12 protein-coding genes are annotated in these 14,698 nt (G+C 67.4%); 6 read left to right on the plus strand and 6 right to left on the minus strand.

What is annotated here, in order from left to right:
* The first annotated feature begins 4 nt into the window (after positions 1–4).
* Entirely contained in the window at positions 5–1,060 is a 1,056-nt protein-coding gene (gene hisC, locus L0976_RS11810; RefSeq protein WP_234187471.1) for a histidinol-phosphate transaminase, read from the plus strand.
* A 232-nt stretch (positions 1,061–1,292) separates the two neighbouring features.
* Positions 1,293–1,937 (plus strand): LysE family translocator, encoded by a 645-nt coding sequence (locus L0976_RS11815; RefSeq protein ID WP_234187472.1) that lies wholly within the window; start codon positions 1,293–1,295, stop codon positions 1,935–1,937.
* On the opposite strand, the gene ispG is transcribed toward L0976_RS11815, so the two are convergent.
* The 6 genes from ispG to L0976_RS11845 all read right to left on the minus strand — a co-directional run bounded on the left by ispG (position 1,938) and on the right by L0976_RS11845 (position 9,622).
* On the minus strand, positions 1,938–3,191 hold the full coding sequence (gene ispG, locus L0976_RS11820) for a flavodoxin-dependent (E)-4-hydroxy-3-methylbut-2-enyl-diphosphate synthase (protein WP_234187474.1): 1,254 nt from the start codon (positions 3,189–3,191) through the stop codon (positions 1,938–1,940).
* A gap of 92 nt (positions 3,192–3,283) precedes the next feature.
* The gene (locus L0976_RS11825) at positions 3,284–4,477 is read right to left on the minus strand and encodes an MFS transporter (protein ID WP_234187476.1); all 1,194 of its coding nucleotides are present in this window, start codon (positions 4,475–4,477) and stop codon (positions 3,284–3,286) included.
* Positions 4,478–4,504: 27 nt separating this feature from the next.
* Positions 4,505–5,296: a DeoR/GlpR family DNA-binding transcription regulator gene (locus L0976_RS11830; protein ID WP_203316777.1), complete on the minus strand. Its 792-nt coding sequence runs from the start codon at positions 5,294–5,296 to the stop codon at positions 4,505–4,507.
* Between the two features lie 132 nt (positions 5,297–5,428).
* A complete protein-coding gene (locus tag L0976_RS11835; protein ID WP_203316778.1) occupies positions 5,429–6,172 on the minus strand; it encodes a Bax inhibitor-1/YccA family protein in 744 nt (247 codons plus the stop codon).
* A 187-nt stretch (positions 6,173–6,359) separates the two neighbouring features.
* Positions 6,360–8,912: an ABC transporter permease gene (locus tag L0976_RS11840; RefSeq protein WP_234187478.1), complete on the minus strand. Its 2,553-nt coding sequence runs from the start codon at positions 8,910–8,912 to the stop codon at positions 6,360–6,362.
* Positions 8,909–9,622 (minus strand): ABC transporter ATP-binding protein, encoded by a 714-nt coding sequence (locus L0976_RS11845; RefSeq protein ID WP_234187479.1) that lies wholly within the window; start codon positions 9,620–9,622, stop codon positions 8,909–8,911. Before L0976_RS11845 ends, L0976_RS11840 begins: the two co-directional genes overlap by 4 nt.
* Before the next feature lie 59 nt (positions 9,623–9,681).
* Between L0976_RS11845 and L0976_RS11850 the strand changes: the two genes are divergently transcribed.
* The 4 genes from L0976_RS11850 (at position 9,682) to L0976_RS11865 (ending at position 14,696) form a co-directional block, all read left to right on the plus strand.
* Positions 9,682–10,326, plus strand: coding sequence for an arylesterase (locus L0976_RS11850; protein WP_203316781.1), 645 nt, complete (start codon positions 9,682–9,684; stop codon positions 10,324–10,326).
* A gap of 82 nt (positions 10,327–10,408) precedes the next feature.
* The gene (gene thpR / locus L0976_RS11855; protein WP_234187480.1) at positions 10,409–10,990 is read left to right on the plus strand and encodes an RNA 2',3'-cyclic phosphodiesterase; all 582 of its coding nucleotides are present in this window, start codon (positions 10,409–10,411) and stop codon (positions 10,988–10,990) included.
* A gap of 65 nt (positions 10,991–11,055) precedes the next feature.
* Positions 11,056–11,409: a hypothetical protein gene (locus tag L0976_RS11860; protein ID WP_234187481.1), complete on the plus strand. Its 354-nt coding sequence runs from the start codon at positions 11,056–11,058 to the stop codon at positions 11,407–11,409.
* A 245-nt stretch (positions 11,410–11,654) separates the two neighbouring features.
* A complete protein-coding gene (locus L0976_RS11865; protein ID WP_234187727.1) occupies positions 11,655–14,696 on the plus strand; it encodes a helicase-related protein in 3,042 nt (1,013 codons plus the stop codon).
* The last annotated feature ends 2 nt before the right edge of the window (positions 14,697–14,698 follow it).

Here is a 14,698-nt window from a genome sequence, read left to right on the forward strand (position 1 = left end):
CGTCATGAGCAAATTCTGGTCGCCGATCGTCGCCACGCTCAAGCCCTATGTCGCAGGCGAGCAGCCGCGCATCCAAAACCTCACCAAGCTCAACACCAACGAAAACCCCTACGGCCCCTCGCCGAAAGCCATCGCCGCCATGAGGGGCGCCGTCGCCGACAGCCTGAAGCTCTACCCCGATCCGGGCGCACTGGCGCTGCGCCAGTCCATCGCCCGCTTTTACGGCGTGGAAGCCGACGAGGTCTTCGTCGGCAACGGCTCGGACGAGGTGCTGGCGCATGCCTTCGTCGCGCTTCTCAAGCATGAGAAGCCGCTGCTTTACCCCGACATCACCTACAGCTTCTACCCGACCTATTGCCGCCTCTTCGGCATCACGTCGGAGGAAGTCCCCCTGAAGGACGATTTCACCATCGACCTTGCGGACTACGACCGCCCCGCCGGTGCGATCATCCTGCCGAACCCGAATGCCCCGACCGGCATCGGCCTGCCGCTCGCCGCCATCGAGAGGCTGGTCGCCGCGCATCCGGACCAGCCGGTGGTGATCGACGAGGCCTATATCGATTTCGGCGGCGAGAGCGCGATCCCGCTGACGAAGAAATACGACAACCTCCTCGTCGTCCACACGCTCTCCAAGTCCCGCTCGCTGGCGGGCCTGCGCGTCGGCTACGCCATCGGCCAGCGCCCGCTGATCGATGCGCTGGAGCGCGTCAAGGACAGCTTCAACTCCTATCCGCTCGACCGCGTCGCCCAGGCCGGCGCGACCGCGGCCATCGACGACCGCGCATGGTTCGACGAGACGCGCGGCAAGGTGATCGAATCGCGCGAGCGCGTCGCCGGCGCGCTGCGCCAGCGCGGTTTCGAGGTATTGCCCTCGCAGGCGAACTTTGTCTTCGCCCGCCACCCGGACCACAGCGGCGAGGCCCTCGCCAAGAGCCTGCGCGAGCGCGCCGTGCTGGTGCGCCACTTCGCAAAACCCCGCATCTCGGATTTCCTGCGCATCACCATCGGCACGCCGGAGGAATGCGACCGGCTGGTGGCGGCGCTCGAAGAGATCGTCTGAGGCTTCGGAGCTTCGCACTCATCTCCCTGCCGGGACCGTCTTCCCGTTGGGGGAAAGGGATGGCAGCGCCCTCTTTTCTCCCCTCGTCGTCGGCGTAAAGGCAGTAGCGCCCCCACACCTTTCCTTCTCCCCTCGGGGAGAAGGAAAGGTGTGGGGGACATGTGGTGCAATTCTCCCGCTTGGAGCGGAAAAAGCCTTCGGCTATCGTCCACCGACGCTCACCGGTGGCCCCATGACCGATCTCACGCCCTACCTGCCCCAGCTCGCCGTCGCCTGGACGGCCTATCTCATCGCCACGGCCTCGCCGGGTCCGGCGATCCTCGCCATCATCGCGACCTCGGTCAGTCGCGGCCGGCAGGCAGGCGTCGCGCTCGCTTTCGGCGTGCTGACGGGCTCCTATATCTGGGCGATCCTGACTGCGTCGGGACTTTCGGCCCTCATCCGCACCTATGGCGAGGCGATTGTCGTGCTGAAGCTCGTCGGCGGCTGCTATCTGCTGTGGCTGGCATGGAATGCCTGGCGTTCCGCGTGCCGGAGCGACGAAAGCCACCACGCCCGCATGGTCGCCATGCCGGCGCTGTCGCCGCGGCGGTATTATCTCAAGGGCCTCGGCATCCACCTGACCAACCCCAAGGCGATCTTCGCCTGGATCATGCTCACGTCGCTCGGCATGCCGCCGGGCGCGCCGGGCGGCGTCATGGCAACGTTCATCGCCGGCTGCATGGCAATCGGGATCTGCGTCTTCCTCGGCTTCGCGCTGGTCTTCTCGCTCGGCCCGGTCCATCGCGCCTACCTGAAGGCACGCCGCGGCATCGAGGGCGTGATGGCCGCCTTCTTCGCCCTTGCCGGCTTCAAGCTGCTGACGACACGCCTGTAGCTATTCGGCCGCCGCCTGCCCCGTGCCGTAGCGCTTCTCGATATAGTCGTTGACCAGCGCCTCGAATTCGCCGGCAATGTCGGTACCGCGCAGCGTCATCGCCTTCTTGCCGTCGACATAGACGGGGGCGATGGGAAGCTCGCCCGTGCCCGGCAGCGAGATGCCGATATCGGCGTGCTTGCTCTCGCCCGGCCCGTTGACGATGCAGCCCATGACGGCGACCTTGAGGCCCTCGACACCCGGATATTTCTCGCGCCAGACCGGCATGTTCTTGCGGATGTCGTCCTGGATCTTCTGCGCCAGTTCCTGGAAGACCGTCGAGGTCGTGCGCCCGCAGCCGGGACATGCGGCGACGACGGGAATGAACTGGCGGAAGCCCATGACCTGCAGCAACTCCTGCGCCACCTGCACCTCGCGGGTGCGGTCGCCGCCGGGCTCCGGCGTCAGCGAGATGCGGATCGTGTCGCCGATGCCCTGCTGCATGAGGATGCCGAGCGAGGCCGACGAGGCGACGACGCCCTTGGTGCCCATGCCGGCCTCCGTCAGGCCGAGATGCAGCGCATGGTCGGAGCGGGCCGACAGCATCGCATAGACCGCGATGAGGTCCTGCACGTTGGAGACCTTGGCCGACAGGATGATGTGATCGCGCGCAAGGCCGATCTCCTCGGCAAGCTCGGCCGAAAGCAGTGCCGACTGGCAGATCGCCTCGCGCATCACCTGCTGGGCGGTGAGCGGGAAACCCCTGTCCTGGTTCTCGTCCATCAGCCGGGTCAAAAGCTCCTGGTCGAGCGAGCCCCAGTTGACGCCGATGCGCACCGGCTTGTCGTGGCGGATCGCCGTCTCGACGATGGCGGCGAACTGGCGGTCCTTCTTGTCCTTGAAGCCGACATTGCCGGGATTGATGCGGTATTTCGCCAGCGCCTCGGCGCAGGCCGGATGATCGGCCAGCAGCTTGTGGCCGATATAGTGGAAGTCGCCGACGAGCGGCACGTCCAGGCCGAGTCTCAGCAGCCGCTCGCGGATCTTCGGCACCGCCGCCGCGCTCTCGTCGCGATCGACCGTGATGCGCACGATCTCGGAACCCGCCTTGTGAAGGGCGGCGACCTGCGCCACCGTCGCGTCGATATCGGCCGTGTCCGTATTGGTCATCGACTGCACGACGACGGGGGCGCCGCCGCCGACGAGCACGCCGCCGACATCGACGCCGACGGACACGCGCCGCGGCTTCGGTTCAAAATCGAAGGAAAAGGACATTTTGGAGCCTCTTGCTCGAAAGCGGCCGCGCGGGCGCGGTCTTTGCCCTCAGGTGGATCAGGAAATGTGGCTTGTCAACCGGCAGGGCGATTTCAGTGCCGCTCGCGCACGTCCGCATGCACCGCATGGTGCGAGAGCGCCAGCACGACGATGAAGAGGACCGGCAGGAGCGTGAAGATCATCGCGAAGCCCACATGCTCGGCAATGAAGCCGATGACCGAGGGCGCGAAGAGCGAGCCGGAATAGCCCATGACCGTCGCGACCGACAGCGCCACGCCCTGCGCGTAGCCCGGCAGGTTGCCGGCGGCGGAGAAGGCGATGGGCACCATGTTGGAAATGCCGACACCGCAGAGCGCGAAACCCGCCATCGCCACATAGGCATTCGGCGCCGTGCCGGCCACCACCATGCCGAGGATCGCCATGACCGTGCACAAGCGCAGCGTCTTCACCGCGCCTAAACGGTCGCGCACATGGTCGCCGGCAAAGCGCATGACGGCCATGGTCAGCGAGAAGGTGCCGAAGGCGAAGCCCGAAAGGGCCAGCGACGCGCCGAGCTCGTTGCGCATGTAGAGCGCGCCCCAGTCGAGGATCGCCCCTTCCGGCACCATGCAGAACAGCGCCATCAGGCCGATCAGCCAGGGCAGCGGCGTCAGCGGCAGGCGCGCCTTCCGGCGCTCCTCGCTCGGATGGGGCGCATCGTGCAGGATGCGAGGCCAGACGAGGACCAGCATCGCCGCCCCGGCGACGGTGAGCAGCACGGCATGGCCCGTCACCCCGAGCGCCTCCATGAGGAAGCCGCCGGTCGTCGCGCCGATGAAGGCACCGAGGCTCCAGAAGGCATGGCAGGACGACATGATCGCCCGGCGCATGGATTTCTCCACCTCCACGGCATTGCCGTTCATGGCGACGTCCATGCCGCCCATCAGCCCGCCGAAGAGGAAGATGGCGATGGCGCCGAGCGGGATCGTCGGCGCGACCGACAGCAGCAACATGGTGGTGAGGAAGAGGATCGTCGCGCCCTTGACCGTGCGCGTCGTGCCAAAATGGGCGATCAGCACGCCGGCGATCGGCATCAGGACGAGCGAGCCGATGCCGAAGCACATGATCATCAGGCCGAGGCCGGCCTCCGTCAGCCCGAGGCGGGCTGCGAATTCCGGGATCTTCGGCGCCCAGGCGCCGGCGAAGGTGCCGTTCAGGAGGAAGAGGCCGGACACGGCGAGCCGCGTCGGCGGGAAGCCGGTCCGGGCGAAGGATTTGCCGGCAAGGGCGTTTTCAGGCGTCGTCATGGGAGATCCGTTGAAAGATGCGCGGGCTCAGCCGGCCTGCAGGATTCGGATGCCGGCCGCTGCCAGCGCCGCGGCCGCCGCTTCGTCCGCGTCCGCTTCGATCACGGCATGTGCCACGCGGGAGAGCGGCACGACCGAATAGGGAGCGGCGGTGGAAAGCCTGTCGTTGGTCGCCACCGCCATGACGGTGCGGCTGCGCGAGGCGATGAAGCGCTTGAATTCGGCATCCTCGAAGCGCTCGGCGGTCACGCCTGCCTCGGGATCGATGCCGCAGGCGCCGAGCACGAGGACATCGGGGCGCAGGGCCTCGGCATCGCGCAGCGCCTTGGCGCCGATCACCGCGCCCAGGCGGGCATCGATCAGCCCGCCGAGCTGGATCGTCGCGATGTCGCGCTCCAGAAGGGCCGCCGCGATGGCCGGCGCATTGGTGGCGACGGTCAGGCCGCCGCCGGCGGGCAACGCATAGGCGAGCGCGAGGCTGGTGCTGCCGGCGTCGAGAAAGACGGTGGCGCCCGGCGGAACGAGCGTCGCGGCTGCCCGCGCCAGCGCCGCCTTGCGCTCGCCGCCCACGGCCATGCGCTCGCCGATCGAGGCCGGCGCCGGGGAAAGCCGGAGCGCCCCGCCATAGACCCGGCGGCAGAGGCCGGACGCTGCCATCTCGCGCAGGTCCCGCCGGATCGTGTCTTCCGACACGCCGAAGGCCTGCGCCAGTTCCGCCGCGATGACCCGCCCCGAACGGTCGAGCCGCGCGCGGATGAGCGCCTGCCGCTCTCCGAGAAGAAGATCCTGTCCCGACACCTTGAAAGCCAAATCATGCATGATTGCGCGACAATGCGCATGAATGGGCAAGAACGTCAATGAAGGGGAAAGCATGCCGGCACGCCGCAAAACAAAAACCCCGCCGTCTCCGGCGGGGTCCTTGCAATCGAGCCATCCGGCCCTGCTTTCACGTCAATCGCGGTTGCCGAGGAAGCGCAGCAGGAACAGGAAGAGGTTGATGAAGTCGAGGTAGAGCGTCAGCGCGCCCATGATGGCCTTGCGGCCGGCCACGGCGACGTCGTCGGCTTCGAAGTACATTTCCTTGATCTTCTGCGTATCCCAGGCCGTCAGGCCTGCAAAGACCAGGACACCGATCGCGGAGATCGCGAAGTCGAGCGCCGAGGACTGCAGGAACAGGTTGACGAGCGAGGCGATGATCAGGCCGAAGAGGCCCATGATCAGGAACGAGCCGATCGCGGAGAGGTTACGCTTCGTCGTGTAGCCGTAGAGCGACAGCGCGCCGAAGGCGGCGGCCGAGACGAAGAAGGTCTGCGCGATGCTTGCGCCGGTGTAAATCAGGAAGATCGACGACAGCGACAGGCCCATCAGGCCCGCATAGACCCAGAAGGTCGCCTGCGCGGCCGATACGCTCATCGTGTGGATGCGGAAGCTCAGGAAGAAGACCAGCGCGAGCGGCGCGAGCATCACGACCCATTTCAGCGGGCTGAGATAGATCGCCTGCCCGAAAGCCGTGAGTTGGCCGCCGGAAAACGCGGCCTGGGAGGCGAAGAACGCCACGAGGCCGGTGATCGCAAGACCCAGCGCCATCAGGTTGTAGACCCGGAGCATGTAGGCGCGCAGGCCCTCGTCTATGACGGCGCCGGCCTGGGTGCCGGTATTCGCCGTCCGGGTCTGGTAGTTGCGGAGATCAGCCATGTTGTCCTCTTGGTTCAAGCCCCCTGGAGTATACGGTGTCGGGCACCCGTCTGTCCGCGCCGATCCTTCGGGCGTGACGGGTCCGGGCAGCCGCTGCGGGGCTCCAGCTTGCCTGACGTAAATATGAGCATGAATTGTGGTTCGCACAAGACCCGCAACCACGGCGAGGCCGCGGGCCTGCCGTTTTTCAAAGCTCGCGCAGCACGGGCGCGGCCTTCTGCCCCAGGATGCGCCAGGTGCCGGCAAGGCCGATGCCGACGGTCATGACGAGCGCGGTCGCGACGGTCATGACGGCGACGTCGGGCAGGAAGCTCGACGGCAGCTTCATGATGCGGCTCACCACGAACCAGGCGGCCATGCCCCCGGCAAAGAGCGCGAAGACCGCGGTCGCCAGCCCCAGCATCAGGTATTCGTAGCTGAAGGCCCGGATCAGCGTCGTCCGCGTCGCGCCGAGCGTCTTCAGCACGACAGCGTCGTGCACGCGCGCCCGGTTGCCGGCGGCGAGCGCCCCGGCAAGCACGAGGATCGAGGCGACGAGCGCCACCGCCGCGGCCGCGCGGATCGCGGTGGCGAGCTGGCCGACGAGTTCGTTGATGACGTCGAGCGCATCCTTGACGCGCACGCTGGTGACGGTCGGATAGGCATTGGTGATGGCCTTGAGCGTCGCCGCCTCCTGCGGCGCCGTCGCGGACGGGTCGATGACCGTGGCGAGCCAGGCGTGCGGCGCGCCGGCAAAGGTGTTCGGCGAGAACACCATGACGAAGTTGATCGACAGCGATTCCCACTCGACATTGCGGAAATTGGCGATGCGCGCGGTGATGTTGCGGCCGAGCACGTTGACGGTCACCGTGTCGCCGATCTTGAGGCCGAGCTCGCGGCCTTCCTCCGCCGAGAAGGAGACGAGCGGCTCGCCGGAATAGTCCTCCGGCCACCACGCACCTTCCGAAAGCGTCGAATTTTCCGGCACGTTCCTGGCATAGGTGATGCCGCGGTCGCCGCGCAGCACCCACTGGCCTTCCGGCGGCACCGCGACCTTCGCCACGTCCACGCCGTTGAGCTCCATCACCCGGCCGCGCAGCATCGGCACCTCGATGATCTTGCCCTCCGGCATGTTCGCCTTCAGCACGTCGCGGAACCCGTCGAGCTCGCTGCCCTGGATGTCGACGAAGAAGAAATTCGGCGCCCGCTCCGGCAGGTTGCCGGTCAGTTCGCGGCGCAGGTTCCCGTCGATCAGCGTCAGCGTGACGAGGAGCGCAAGGCCGAGGCCGAGCGACAGCACGACGGAGGAGGTCAAGGCCCCCGGCCGGTGGATATTGCCGACGGCGAGCCTGAGCGCCGGCGAATTGACCCGCGGGCTGCGCTTCGCCAGCGCCGTGATCAGCATGGCGACGGCGCGCAGCACGACGAAGGCGAAGGCGATGGCCCCGAGGAAGACGAGCGCGATATAGCGGTCATAGGCCGTGTAGACGGCAAGTCCCGCGAGCGCCGCGAGGAAGACCGCCGCACCCAGCACATAGGGCCAGCCCGGCAGGCGGCCCGCCTCGAAGCCCTGCTCGCGGAAGAGCGCCGTCGCCGGCACCTCGCGGGCATGGCCGAGCGGCATGACGGCGAAGGCGAGCGCGGTCAGCAGGCCGAAGACGGCGGCGAGCAGCAGGGCGGACGGATAGACCGCCGCCTCGGCCGGCACCGGCAGGACACCGTCCAGGAACCGCATCGCCACGACGGGCATCAGCGCGCCGAAGGCGAGCCCGATGGCGATGCCGACAGCCGCGATCAGCGCGATCTGCGCGAGATAGACGAGGGCCACCAGCGAGGCGGGCGCCCCGAGGCACTTGAAGGTGGCGATCACGGAGCGCTTGGAATCGAGATAGGCCCGCACGGCATTGGCAACGCCCACACCGCCGACGATCAGCGCCGTCAGGCCGACCAGCGTCAGGAACTGCGAGAAGCGGGTGATGTTGGCGGTAAGCGCCGGCGCAGCGCTGTCGGCGGTGCGGATCGACCAGCCGGCGGTGGGGAAGGCCTTGTTCGCATCCGCCCGGATCGTCGCGGGCAGGATGCCGGGATCGGATATACGGATGCGGTAGGCGTTTTCGACGAGGCTGCCCGTCTGCACGAGGCCGCTCGCTTTCAGGGCCTCTTCCGACAGAAGCAGGCGCGGGGCGAAACCGAAGCCTTCCGAAACGGCATCCGGCTCGCGCGTCAGCGTCGCCGCTATCCGGATTTTCGCCGTGCCGAGCAGGATCTCGTCGCCGACGGCAACGCCGAGCCGGTCGAGCAGCAGCGGCGCGACGACGGCGCCATAGGCATCGCCCTCCCTGGCGAAGAGTGCCGCGGCCGGCTTTTGCGGCTCGGTCTCCAGCGTGCCGTAGAGCGGATAGGCGCCGTCGACGCCCTTGGCCTCCACCAGCGTCTGGTCGGAACCGTCGGGCAGGCGCACCATGGAGCGCAGCCCCGTCGACAGCGAGACGTCACCGAGGCCCTCGAAATATTTCAGCTCCTCGGGCGTCGCGAAACGGTTGCGCAACTCGAAGCGCACGTCGCCGGCCAGCAGCGTCTGGCCCTGCGAGGCGATCGCCTCGGTGATGGCGCTCGACACCGAGTTGACGCCGGCGATCGCCGCCGTGCCGAGCGCGATGCAGGCGAGGAAGATGTAGAATCCCTTCAGGCCGCCGCGCATCTCGCGCAGCGCAAGGCGAAGGGCGAGCGGAACCTGCCGGAGGATCGCGCCGACCCTCATGCCGGCACCGCTTCGGCAGGCGCGCGAAGCGGCGCGGCGCCCGAGACGATCTCGCCGGAACGCATGGCGACCTGCCGGCCGCAGCGGGCGGCGAGCGCCGGGTCGTGCGTCACCAGCACCAGCGTCGTGCCGCGCTCGGCCTGTTTTGAGAAGAGGAGGTCGGCGATCTGGCGGCCGGTCTCCGTGTCGAGGTTGCCGGTCGGTTCGTCGGCGATCAGGAGCTTCGGCGACGGCGCGAGCGCCCGGGCGATGGCGACGCGCTGCTGCTCGCCGCCCGAGAGCTGGCCTGGATAGTGCGACAGGCGCTCGCCGAGCCCGACGGCCTCCAGCTCGCGCCGCGCGATGTCGAACGCGTCCCGCACATTGGCGAGCTCCAGCGGCACCGCGACGTTTTCCAGCGCCGTCATGTTGGGAATGAGGTGGAAGGACTGGAAGACGATGCCGATATTGCGGCCGCGGAAATCGGCCACCCGGTCCTCGTTCATCGCGTGCAGGGCGGCCCCGTCGATATGGATCTCGCCGCCGTCCAGCCGCTCGAGGCCGGCCAGAACCATCAGCAGCGTCGACTTGCCGGAGCCCGACGGCCCGACGATGCCGACCGATTCACCCGCATCGATGACAAGGTCGATCCCCTTCAGCACATGCACGGAGGCGGCCGCCCGGCCGAGGGTGAGATCGGCTTTTTTGAGATCGATGATGGTTTTGGCCAAGGAATTCTGCCCTATATGTAAGGAAAAGACTGGAATGTCAGCAATCTAGGATCAGCATCATGTCGTTTAAAGCGGCGCTCGGATTTTTCGCCTCACTTGCAATCACAGCTTTGTTATCCGCCGGCATCGCCCGGGCCGAACCGGTGCGGCTCGTGGGCTTCGGCGACAGCCTGATGGCCGGCTACCAGCTTCCCGCCGCCGATGCCTTCCCGGTGAAGCTGGAGGCGGCCCTCAGGGCGAAGGGCCATGCGGTCGAGATCGCCAATGCCGGCGTTTCCGGCGACACGACGTCGGGCGGCCTTGCCCGCCTCGACTGGTCGATCCCCGAGGGAACCCAGGGCGTCATCCTAGAACTCGGCGCCAACGACGCGCTGCGCGGCATTCCGCCGGACCAGACGGAAAAGAACCTCGACGCGATGCTGACGCGCCTCAAGGAGCGCGGCATCGCGGTGCTTCTCGCCGGCATGCTGGCCCCGCCGAACATGGGCGCGGACTATGCCGAGCGCTTCAACGGCATCTACAGGCGCCTGTCGGAAAAGCACGGCGTTCCCCTTTATCCCTTCTTCCTCGAAGGGGTCGTGACGAAGGCGGATCTCCAGCTCGACGACGGCATGCATCCGAATACCGAGGGCGTGGACGCCATGGTCCGGTCCATTCTGCCCGCGGTCGAGACCTTCCTCGGGTCGATCAAGACAGGGGAGTAGTTATCGCGGGTGCGAAATTAGGGTTGCGCAAAAACCGGTTGCGTGATTCGCTGATGCTACATTCCAGCAGGGAGAAGTCGCCATGCCGAGACTTTTCGTCGCCCTCGAAGTGCCGCGCAACGCGGCGATGAGCCTCTCGCTCCTGAGAGGCGGACTTCCCGGAGCCCGCTGGATCGATGTCGAGAATTTCCACATCACCCTGCGCTTCATCGGTGACATCGACGGCCGCACTGCCGACGAGGTGGTCGACCGGCTCGACCGCATCGAGCGCCCGGAATTCCAGCTCGCGCTCTCCGGCCTCGGCTCCTTCGGCTCGAAGAAACCGCATTCGGTCTTCGCCGGGGTCACGCAGGCGCCGGAAATGTACGCGCTGCAGGGCGAGATCGAGCGCATCTGCCAGCGCCTCGGCCTTCCCGCCGATCCGCGCAAGTTCACCCCGCATGTCACGCTCGCCCGCCTGCGCAACGCCCGCACCGAGGACGTCGCCCATTACCTCTCCGGCCGCGGCAACTTCCACACCGCCCCCTTCACCGTGAACCGCTTCGTGCTGATGTCCTCGAAGGAATCGGTCGGCGGCGGGCCGTATCTGACGGAAGAAGTGTTTCCGCTTTATGAGATGGGCGGCGGCTGGGACGGGGCGGATTTGCACGACCATCCGGCGTGATCGGGTTGCCGAAGCATCGGCTTTTAGGCCAACCCAATCCGGCGTCTTGCTGAAGCTGGGAAGACATGGCAGCCGAAGGTAATAATCGAGGCGGATGGCTGCGGCGATACAAGTGGCCGCTGCTGGCTCTTCATACCTTGTTCTGGTTGGCACTCGGCGGCGCTGCCTATGCGGATATGGGCCCGCTCAAGGCCTCGAACTGCTGGCATCTCCTGCTCTTTTTCCTGCCGCCGCTTCAGTTCACCGTCATCGCGATCGCGGTAGTAAGTCCCATCGCTCTGATCATGAGCCTGTTCGATGCCAAGGTCCGCGTCGATCCGAAGCTCGTGCTCGCCTGGCATGGGGTGATCCTCACCCTGGGATTGAGCGGTGCCAGCTATGCTGCCTTTGCGGCAGCAGGCCCGGTTGCCTGTCTGTAGTGCAACCAGCTTGCGATTCGATGTCCAGTAACTCCGACGATTGCGTCCAACTGGTATAAAGAACAAACCCTGAATCATCCGGAGTCATTGATTCGTCTCCGTTTCGTTCGCGCCCTGTTCCCGGCGGTGGGGAAAGCACCGGGAAAACCGTCCTATTTCGCCTCCCCCCTTGCCATCGGCCGCCCCGATGGGCATCTGTGAGCCGAAACTGAAACCTGCCGGGGCATGTCTTGTCGCAAGCACCCATGATCCTGAGCGGCCGCGGCGTGACCGCGGTGCTCGGCCCGACCAATACGGGCAAGACCCACTACGCAATCGAACGCATGGTGGCACATGAGACGGGCATCATCGGCCTGCCTCTGCGCCTCTTGGCGCGCGAGGTCTATACGCGCCTCGTCGAGAAGGTCGGCCAGCACAATGTCGCGCTCGTCACCGGCGAGGAGAAGATCACGCCGCATATGGCGCGCTTCTCCGTCTGCACGGTGGAGGCGATGCCGCGCGAGACGCGGGCTTCCTTCGTCGCCATCGACGAGGTGCAGCTTGCCGGCGACCTCGAACGCGGCCACATCTTCACCGACCGGGTTCTGCATCTGAGGGGCCGCGACGAGACGCTGCTGCTCGGCGCCGCCACCATGAAGCCGATCCTCGAGCAGCTCCTGCCCGGCATCCATGTCGTCGAGCGGCCGCGCCTGTCGCAGCTCTTCTATTCCGGCTCGAAGAAGATCACCCGCCTGCCGCAGCGCACCGCCATCGTCGCCTTCTCGGCCGACGAGGTCTATGCCATCGCCGAGCTCATCCGCCGCCAGCGCGGCGGGGCCGCGGTCGTGCTCGGCGCGCTCTCGCCGCGCACCCGCAACGCGCAGGTCGCGCTCTACCAGGAGGGCGACGTCGAATATCTCGTCGCCACCGACGCCATCGGCATGGGCCTCAATCTCGACGTGGACCACGTCGCCTTCGCGCAGGACCGCAAGTTCGACGGCTACCAGTTCCGCAACCTCAACCCGGCGGAACTCGCCCAGATCGCCGGTCGCGCGGGCCGGCACATGCGCGACGGCACCTTCGGCGTGACCGGCCGCGTCGATCCCTTCGACGACGAACTGGTCCAGCGCATCGAGACGCATCACTTCGATCCCGTCAGGGTGCTGCAATGGCGCACCCCCCGCTTCGACTATGCCTCGCTGCAATCGCTCCGCCAGTCGCTCGACGCGCCGCCGCCCATCGGTGGCCTGACGCGGGCGCTGCCGGCGGTCGACCAGCAGGCACTGGAGCATCTGTCGCGCTACCCCGACATCCGCGAGCTGGCCACCACGCCGGAGCGCGTCGAAAAGCTCTGGGAGGCCTGCGCGCTTCCCGACTATCGCCGCATCGCCCCCGCCCAGCACGCCGACCTCATCTCGACGCTCTATGCGGACCTCGTCAAGCGCGGCACGGTCAACGAGGACTTCATGGCGGACCAGGTCCGCCGCGCCGACCGGACCGACGGCGAAATCGACACGCTTTCGGCACGAATCGCGCAGATAAGGACGTGGACCTATGTGTCGAATCGGCCCGGATGGCTTGCCGATCCGACACACTGGCAGGAAAAGACGCGGGAAATCGAAGACCGATTGTCCGATGCGCTACATGAACGGTTGACGAAACGCTTTGTTGATCGCAGGACATCTGTGCTCATGAAGCGCCTGAGAGAGAATGCGATGCTGGAAGCTGAAATCAGTGTGAATGGCGATGTCTTCGTGGAAGGACATCATGTCGGGCAGTTGGCCGGTTTCCGGTTCACGCTCGTCGCCGGAACGGAAGGACCCGACGCGAAGGCCGTGCAGGCGGCCGCGCAGAAGGCGCTCGCGCTGGAGTTCGAAGCCCGTGCCGCGCGCCTGCATGCGGCCGGCAATGCCGATCTCGCCCTCGGCTCGGACGGCACCGTGCGCTGGCTCGGCGATCCCGTCGCGCGCCTCGCCGCCTCCGACCACGTCATGCGCCCGCGCGTCATCCTGCTGTCCGACGAGCAGTTGACGGGCAACGCCCGCGACCACGTCGCCGCCCGCGTCGAGCGCTTCGTCAATCACCACATCGCGACCGTGCTCAAGCCGCTCGACGATCTCTCGCGCGCCGAAGACCTGCAGGGCCTTGCCAAGGGCCTCGCCTTCCAGCTCGTCGAGAACCTCGGCGTGCTCTTCCGCCGCGACGTCGCCGACGACGTCAAGGCGCTCGACCAGGACGCCCGCGCCTCCATGCGCAAGCACGGCATCCGCTTCGGCGCCTACCACATCTTCATGCCGGCGCTGTTGAAGCCCGCCCCGGCCGAACTCATCACGCTGCTCTGGGCGCTGAAGAACGACGGCCTCGACAAGCCGGGCTACGGCGACCTCATTCCGGTGCTGGCCGCCGGCCGCACCTCGGTCGTCACCGATCCGGCCTTCGAGCGCGCCTTCTACAAGCTCGCCGGCTTCCGCTTCCTCGGCAAGCGCGCCGTGCGCATCGACATCCTCGAGCGTCTCGCCGACCTCATCCGTCCGCTCCTGCAGTGGAAGCCCGGCACGCCGCGCCCGGACGGCGCCTATGACGGCCGCCGCTTCACGGCGACCACCGCCATGCTCTCCATCCTCGGCGCGACGCCTGACGACATGGAAGAGATCCTCAAGGGCCTCGGCTACCGCGCCGACAGCGTGAAGGCCGAGGAGGCCGCCGCCTTCCTCGCCGCGCAGGCACCGACCGCGGCCGAAGCCGGCTCCGAAACCCCGGCCGAGACGCCAACGGAAACGTCCGACGAGCACGACGCCGATGCGGCGGAAGGCGAGGCCGAGGCGCCCGCCGCTGCCGCCGAACAGGTCCCGGTCGCCGAGCCGGCAGAGGCCGCAGTACCCGTTGCCGAGGCACCGGCCGCCGCCGAAGCGGCTGCCGATGGCGAACCGGCGGAAGCCAAGCCGGTTCTTCTCTGGCGCCCGGGTTCGCGCCACGACAACCAGCGCCAGGGTCACCGCCATGGCGGCGAGCGCCAGGGTGACCGTCAGGGCCAGGGCGAACGCCGCGGCGGTGAACGCAATCGCGGCCAGCAGGCCGGCGAGCGCGGCGAACGGCGCGAAGGCGGCCGTGGCGGTCGTCCGGACCAGAAGGGCCGCGACGGAAAGCCGCAGGGCGGCAACCGCCCGGACCGCGGCGAGCGCAACGAGCGCGGCGGCAAGCCGCAGCAGGCGAAGTTCGAGGCCCGGCCGCCCCGCAAGGAAAAGCCGATCGACCCGGATTCGCCCTTCGCCAAGCTCGCGGCGCTCAAGGAGCAGATGAAAAAGTAGGC

The sequence above is a fragment of the Shinella sp. NM-101 genome, from assembly GCF_021401195.1.
Classification (GTDB): Bacteria; Pseudomonadota; Alphaproteobacteria; order Rhizobiales; family Rhizobiaceae; genus Shinella.

What these genes read in the sequence shown, in the direction of transcription:
- hisC (WP_234187471.1), top strand. Translation starts at nt 5, where the DNA reads ATGAGCAAATTCTGGTCGCCGATCGTCGCCACGCTCAAGCCCTATGTC.
- L0976_RS11815 (WP_234187472.1), top strand. Translation starts at nt 1,293, where the DNA reads ATGACCGATCTCACGCCCTACCTGCCCCAGCTCGCCGTCGCCTGGACG.
- ispG (WP_234187474.1), bottom strand. Translation starts at nt 3,191, where the DNA reads ATGTCCTTTTCCTTCGATTTTGAACCGAAGCCGCGGCGCGTGTCCGTC.
- L0976_RS11825 (WP_234187476.1), bottom strand. Translation starts at nt 4,477, where the DNA reads ATGACGACGCCTGAAAACGCCCTTGCCGGCAAATCCTTCGCCCGGACC.
- L0976_RS11830 (WP_203316777.1), bottom strand. Translation starts at nt 5,296, where the DNA reads ATGCATGATTTGGCTTTCAAGGTGTCGGGACAGGATCTTCTTCTCGGA.
- L0976_RS11835 (WP_203316778.1), bottom strand. Translation starts at nt 6,172, where the DNA reads ATGGCTGATCTCCGCAACTACCAGACCCGGACGGCGAATACCGGCACC.
- L0976_RS11840 (WP_234187478.1), bottom strand. Translation starts at nt 8,912, where the DNA reads ATGAGGGTCGGCGCGATCCTCCGGCAGGTTCCGCTCGCCCTTCGCCTT.
- L0976_RS11850 (WP_203316781.1), top strand. Translation starts at nt 9,682, where the DNA reads ATGTCGTTTAAAGCGGCGCTCGGATTTTTCGCCTCACTTGCAATCACA.
- thpR (WP_234187480.1), top strand. Translation starts at nt 10,409, where the DNA reads ATGCCGAGACTTTTCGTCGCCCTCGAAGTGCCGCGCAACGCGGCGATG.
- L0976_RS11860 (WP_234187481.1), top strand. Translation starts at nt 11,056, where the DNA reads ATGGCAGCCGAAGGTAATAATCGAGGCGGATGGCTGCGGCGATACAAG.
- L0976_RS11865 (WP_234187727.1), top strand. Translation starts at nt 11,655, where the DNA reads ATGATCCTGAGCGGCCGCGGCGTGACCGCGGTGCTCGGCCCGACCAAT.